Consider the following 6,290-nt stretch of genomic DNA (forward strand, 5'->3'; position numbering starts at 1 on the left):
GGCTGGATATGCAGGAAGACGCCCCCAAAATCGCCAAGGACGCCGCGCCGACCGGCACCCAGACACTGCTTCGCGGCCTGGGTGTGGTGCAGGCGGTGGCCAGTGGCGCCCGCGATCTCAAGGAAATCGCCCGGCTGATCGGCACGACGCGCAGCACCACCCATCGTCTGGCCAGTTGCCTGGTGGACGAGCGTTATCTGCGGGTGGTGCCGCAGGTCGGCTATCTGTTGGGGCCGAAACTGATCGAACTGGGTTTTCAGGCGCGCGAAGAGCTGCCGTTGGTGACGCTGGCCGGGCCGTATCTGGATGAGTTGTCGGCATTGACCGGCGACACCATCCACCTGGCGATTCGTGAAGGCGACGAGGTGCTGTACCTGCTCAAGAATCCGGGGCGCAATGGCCCGGAAATGCGTTCGCGGGTCGGCCATCGCATGCCGTTGGCGCGTACCGGGATTGGTAAGGCGCTGATGCTTGATGACTCGCAGGAAGAATGGCAACGGCTGTATGAAATCAGCTTGCCGGTGGGCGGAAAAAATCAGTTCTGGCCGCAGCACCCAGAGCAATCCTGGGAGCAGTTTCAGCAGCGCATGATCGAGTACGTGGCCGGCGGTTACGCCTTCGACCTGGAAGACAACGAACCGTCGATCCGCTGCGTGGCGGCACCGATTCGCGATGCCAGCAAGCGCATTGTCGCCGGCATCAGCATCGCCAGCACCGTGCCGTACATGCCGCTGGAAAAAATGGCCGAGCTGATTCCCCTGATCAAAGGGGTCACAGCCCGGCTGTCGGCGGAATTGGGCCTGAAGGTTTAGAGTTTCAGCGTCGCCATGTCGATCACGAAGCGGTATTTCACGTCACCGGCGATCATGCGGGTGTAAGCCTCGTTGATCTGGTGGATGTCGAGCATTTCGATGTCGCAGGAGATGCCGTGCTCGGCGCAGAAGTCCAGTACTTCCTGGGTTTCGGCGATGCCGCCGATCAGTGAGCCGGCCAGCATGCGACGACCCAATACCAGTTTGGCAGCATGCACCGGCGGATCGATCGGCTCGATCAAGCCCACCAGAATGTGCACGCCGTCGAAACGCAGGGTATCGAGGTAGGGGTTGAGGTCGTGCTGCACCGGAATGGTGTCCAGCAGGAAGTCGAATTGTCCGGCGGCGGCCTTCATCTGTTCGGCATCGGTGGACACGATCACGTGGTCCGCGCCTTGGCGACGACCTTCTTCAGCCTTGCTCGCCGAGCGGGTGAACAAGGTCACCTCAGCGCCCATCGCCTTGGCGAACTTGATCCCCATGTGACCGAGACCGCCCATGCCAAGAATCCCGACCTTGTCACCGGCCTTCACGCCGTAGTGCTTGAGCGGCGAGTAGGTGGTGATGCCGGCACATAGAATCGGCGCGGCGCTGGCCAGGTCGAGCTTCTCCGGGATGCGCACGACAAAGTGCTCGCTGACCACGATGCTGTCCGAGTAACCGCCCATCGTGTTGCTGCCATCGACCCGGTCCGGGGTGGCGTACGTCATGGTCGGGCCTTCGAGGCAGTATTGCTCCAGATCGGCCTGGCAGGCTTCGCAATGGCGGCACGAGTCGACCATGCAACCGACGCCGACCAGATCGCCGACTTTGTGTTTAGTAACGTTCGCGCCGACGGCGGTCACTTTGCCGACGATCTCATGGCCGGGCATCAGCGGGTAAACCGCAATGCCCCACTCGTTGCGCGCCTGGTGGATGTCGGAATGGCAGACGCCGCAGTAGAGAATCTCGATTGCGACGTCGTCGGGCCGTGGACTGCGGCGTTCGAATTTCATCGGGGCGAGGGGAGTGGTGGGCGACTGAGCGGCGTATCCGATGGCGGTGTACATGGTGAACCTCGCAAAGCAGTGACAGGTGAGGCGAGCCATTCTGGGCACCGCACGGGTGACCGGCCATGGCGATTCCTCCGGGTGTCATGCCTAATCCTCCGGTATGCGCCGTTGATTGGCCGCATTGGCGTTCAGACCTGCGATGATGTTTTCATCCCTTTTTTCGCGACTTTTTTGTGAAGAGCTCTCCATGTTGTTGACCCGTCATCTCGATGCCAATGCCACGCTGGTTTCGCTGATCCAGCCGCTGACCAACCGCGATGGTTTCACGCCTACCACGTTGCCGGGCGTGCAGATTTTGCGGGCCAGTTGTGATTTGGCCCGTGGCCCGCAAATCTACGAGCCAAGCCTGGTCATCATCGCCCAGGGCAGCAAGTTGGCGTATCTGGGGTCGCGTACTCTGGAATACGGTGCCGGGCATTATTTGATTCAGGCGCTGCCGGTGCCGTTCGAGTGCGAGACGTTTTCCGCGCCCGATGGCCCGATGCTGGGCATTTCCATCGCCATTGACCGGGTGTTGCTCGGTGAGTTGGTGCTGGCCATGGGGCTGGCGTCGGGGCGCTATATCGCGGCGCAGACGCCAGAGTCCATGACTTCGGCGGTGCTCGATGATGCGATGCGGGGTTGTGTTGAACGGCTGTTGCGCTGTCTGCACGACCCGCTGGAGAGCCAGGTTATGGGACAGGCGCGATTGCGTGAGTTGTTGTTCGTCGCCTTGCGTGGGCCGCAAGCCGATGTATTGCGGGCGCTGGTGGAGCAACAGGGGCAGTTCGCCCGGATCGCGGCCTCCCTGAGCCATCTGCATGCCCATTACACCGAGCCGCTGAACGTCGAAGCCCTGGCCAGCTGCGCCAACATGAGCGCATCGACGTTTCACGAGCATTTCAAACGCTGCACCTTGTTGTCGCCAGTGCAGTATCTGAAGCGTTTGCGCTTGCTCAAGGCCCAGCGCTTGCTGCAGGGCGAAGGATTGGGCGTGGCCCAGGTGGCGCATCGGGTGGGGTATCAGAGTACGTCGCAGTTCAGCCGTGAGTACAAGCGCTACTTCGAGCGTAATCCGGGGGATGAGCGCGCTGCCTGATCCACAGGTTCTTGTGGTGACGCTTGAATTGCGGGCAACAAAAAGGCCCCCGTTCAGGGAGCCTTGTTGTTCAGACGGTCGACTTACATGTTCGGGTAAGTCGGGCCGCCGGAGCCTTCCGGCGCCACCCAGGTGATGTTCTGTGCAGGGTCCTTGATGTCGCAGGTCTTGCAGTGAACGCAGTTCTGGGCGTTGATCTGGAAGCGCTTCTCGCCGTCTTCCTGGGTGACCACTTCGTACACGCCGGCCGGGCAGTAACGCTGGGCAGGTTCATCGTACAGCGGCAGGTTCTTGCTGATCGGGATGCTCGCGTCGGCCAGCTTCAGATGGCACGGCTGCTCTTCTTCGTGGTTGGTACCGGAGATGAACACCGAGCTGAGTTTGTCGAAGCTGATCTTGCCGTCCGGTTTCGGGTAGTCGATCTTCTTGCAGTCGGCCGCCAGTTTCAGGCACGCGTAATCCGGCTTGGTGTCGTGCAGGGTGAACGGCAGTTTGCCGCCGAAGATGTTCTGGTCGATCCAGTTGAAACCGCCGCCGACAATGGCGCCGAACTTGTGGATCGCTGGGCCGAAGTTTCGGCTGGCGAACAGTTCGTCGTAGAGCCAGCTCTTCTTGAAGGCGTCGACGTAAGTAGTCAGCTCTTGCGTGCCGTCCAGATCGGCGAACAGCGCGTCGGCCACCGCGTCAGCGGCGAGCATGCCGGACTTCATCGCCGTGTGGCTGCCCTTGATCTTGGCGAAGTTCAGGGTGCCGAGGTCGCAACCGATCAGAGCGCCGCCCTTGAAGACCATTTTCGGCAGCGAGTTCAGGCCGCCTTTGCAGATGGCGCGAGCGCCGTAGCTGACGCGCTTGCCGCCTTCCAGATATTGCTTGAGCACCGGGTGATGCTTGAGGCGCTGGAACTCATCGAACGGCGACAGGAAGGTGTTGCTGTAGGAAAGATCGACGATCAGACCGACCACCACCTGGTTGTTTTCCAAGTGATAGAGGAACGAGCCCCCGGTGTTCTCGGTGCCCATGATGTCCAGCGGCCAGCCGGCGGTGTGGACCACCAGGCCAGGCTGGTGCTTGGCCGGGTCGATTTCCCAGATTTCTTTCAGGCCGATACCGTAATGCTGGGCGTCGGCTTCGCTGTCGAGGTTGAAACGCTTGATCAGCTGCTTGCCGATGTGGCCGCGGCAACCTTCGGCGAACAGCGTGTACTTGGCGCGCAGTTCCATGCCTGGGGTGTACAGGCCTTCTTTCGGATTGCCTTCGCGGTCAACGCCCAGATCGCCGGTGATGATCCCGCGGACTACGCCGTTCTCGTCGAACAGCGCTTCCTGGGCGGCGAAGCCCGGGTAGATTTCCACGCCCAGGTTCTCGGCCTGCTGGGCCAGCCAGCGGCACAGGTTGCCCAGGGAGATAATGTAGTTACCTTCGTTGTGCATGGTCTTGGGCACAAAGAAGTCTGGAATCTTCTGCGCGCTGTCAGCGTTTTTCAGAACGAAGATGTCATCGCGGGTGACTGGCGTGTTCAGCGGCGCACCGAGTTCTTTCCAGTCGGGGAACAGTTCGTTCAGGGCCCGTGGTTCGAACACGGCACCGGACAGGATATGAGCGCCGACTTCGGAGCCTTTTTCGACCACGCAGACGCTGATTTCCTTACCGGCTTCGGCGGCCTTCTGCTTCAAACGGCAGGCGGCGGACAGGCCAGCGGGGCCGGCACCGACGATGACCACGTCGAATTCCATGTATTCGCGTTCCACAGGCTATCTCCTACTCAAGGCTCAACAGTTTTTTTTCTAATTGGAGGTTGGGTGTCGCATTCATGAATTCCCCATAGTGCGGTACAGAGGACAATCGATGAACCACCTTTCTCTTTGGGTGGCGCATTATATCTACACCACTCTTAGCGTCCAATACAAACGTTTGTTTGAATCGGCTCAAAGCCAGATAAATCAAAGTCACGCGGCTTATGACTGGCCATTTTGCCGTATTGACCGGAATAGGTGTTCCGGTCAAGATACGGGCGGTTTTGCGCTCGCCGTAGGCTGAATGTAGGTTTCAAGAGCACCTCTAAAGACAGGGCGATGGCAGTACAAGGTGAAGCGCCGCGCAGGTATCGCGCGCAGTTTACACGCCACGGTAATGAATGACTTGTCGGTCACCACTGACGAACGGTCATCAGCCTTGTGAGCAAGGTTCACCCAATACACCTGCCAGCGTTTTTAGAGGTGCCCTTGCGCCGATGAGCATCAACCGCCAGGTTCGCCTAGGCGACTTTCTTTTCACCGGAGAGTAACGAGGAATCCATGAAGGTTCTTGTAGCTGTCAAACGCGTTGTGGATTACAACGTCAAGGTTCGCGTCAAGGCGGACAATTCCGGCGTCGACCTCGCCAACGTCAAGATGTCGATGAACCCGTTCTGCGAAATCGCAGTGGAAGAAGCCGTACGTCTGAAAGAGAAAGGCGTGGCGACTGAAATCGTCGTCGTCTCCATCGGCCCATCCACCGCTCAAGAGCAACTGCGCACCGCGCTGGCTCTGGGTGCCGACCGCGCCATCCTCGTCGAATCCGCTGAAGATCTGACTTCCCTGGCCGTGGCCAAGCTGCTCAAGGCGGTGGTCGACAAGGAACAGCCTCAACTGGTGATTCTCGGTAAACAAGCCATCGACAGCGACAACAACCAGACTGGCCAGATGCTCGCGGCATTGAGCGGCTACGGTCAGGGCACGTTCGCGTCGAAAGTCGAAGTGTCCGGCGATACAGTTGCCGTGACCCGCGAAATCGACGGCGGCGCGCAGACGGTTTCCCTGAAACTGCCGGCCATCGTCACCACCGACCTGCGTTTGAACGAGCCGCGCTACGCGTCCCTGCCAAACATCATGAAAGCCAAGAAGAAGCCTCTCGAAGTGCTGACTCCAGACGCTTTGGGCGTTTCCACCGCCTCCACCAACAAGACCCTGAAAGTCGAAGCGCCAGCTGCACGCAGCGCGGGTATCAAGGTCAAGTCGGTGGCTGAACTGGTCGAGAAACTGAAAAACGAAGCGAAGGTAATCTAATCATGACTATCTTGGTAATCGCCGAACACGACAACAAAGTGCTGGCCCCGGCCATGCTGAACACCGTTGCTGCTGCCGCCAAGATCGGTGGCGACATCCACGTTCTGGTTGCAGGCCAGGGCGCTGGCGCCGTGGTTGAAGCCGCTGCGAAAATCGCTGGCGTGAGCAAAGTCCTGAACGCTGACAATGCTGCTTACGCGCATCAGCTGCCGGAAAACGTTGCTCCACTGGTAGCCGAGTTGGGCAAGGGCTACAGCCACATCCTGGCTGCCGCCACTTCCAACGGCAAAAACATCCTGCCGCG

General features: G+C 59.9%; 5 protein-coding genes and 1 pseudogene. 4 read left to right on the forward strand and 2 right to left on the reverse strand.

Annotated elements, in window-relative coordinates; genetic code table 11:
• Positions 1–8: 8 nt before the first annotated feature.
• The gene (locus tag F475_RS29160; RefSeq protein ID WP_018926186.1) at positions 9–812 is read left to right on the forward strand and encodes an IclR family transcriptional regulator; all 804 of its coding nucleotides are present in this window, start codon (positions 9–11) and stop codon (positions 810–812) included.
• On the opposite strand, the gene F475_RS29165 is transcribed toward F475_RS29160, so the two are convergent.
• Positions 809–1,861: an NAD(P)-dependent alcohol dehydrogenase gene (locus F475_RS29165; RefSeq protein ID WP_018926185.1), complete on the reverse strand. Its 1,053-nt coding sequence runs from the start codon at positions 1,859–1,861 to the stop codon at positions 809–811. The genes F475_RS29160 and F475_RS29165 overlap by 4 nt on opposite strands.
• Before the next feature lie 190 nt (positions 1,862–2,051).
• Here F475_RS29165 and F475_RS29170 point away from each other — a divergent pair, with 190 nt between their 5' ends.
• Positions 2,052–2,942, forward strand: a complete 891-nt coding sequence (locus F475_RS29170) for an AraC family transcriptional regulator (protein WP_111455363.1) — start codon at positions 2,052–2,054, stop codon at positions 2,940–2,942.
• 83 nt (positions 2,943–3,025) lie between these two features.
• Here F475_RS29170 and F475_RS29175 read toward each other — a convergent pair whose 3' ends face one another.
• Positions 3,026–4,690 carry an electron transfer flavoprotein-ubiquinone oxidoreductase gene (locus F475_RS29175; RefSeq protein WP_064616622.1) on the reverse strand — a complete coding sequence of 555 codons (1,665 nt, stop codon included), beginning with the start codon at positions 4,688–4,690 and terminating at the stop codon, positions 3,026–3,028.
• Positions 4,691–5,236: 546 nt separating this feature from the next.
• On the opposite strand from F475_RS29175, the gene F475_RS29180 reads away from it, so the two are divergent.
• Together F475_RS29180 and F475_RS29185 are read left to right on the forward strand one after the other, a co-directional pair.
• Complete coding sequence (locus F475_RS29180; RefSeq protein WP_007903904.1) at positions 5,237–5,986, forward strand: electron transfer flavoprotein subunit beta/FixA family protein; 750 nt, start codon at positions 5,237–5,239, stop codon at positions 5,984–5,986.
• 2 nt (positions 5,987–5,988) lie between these two features.
• Positions 5,989–6,290: pseudogene (locus F475_RS29185) on the forward strand (electron transfer flavoprotein subunit alpha/FixB family protein); the annotation flags it as partial.

The sequence above is a fragment of the Pseudomonas sp. URMO17WK12:I6 genome (genome assembly GCF_003253625.1).
GTDB lineage: Bacteria > Pseudomonadota > Gammaproteobacteria > Pseudomonadales > Pseudomonadaceae > Aquipseudomonas.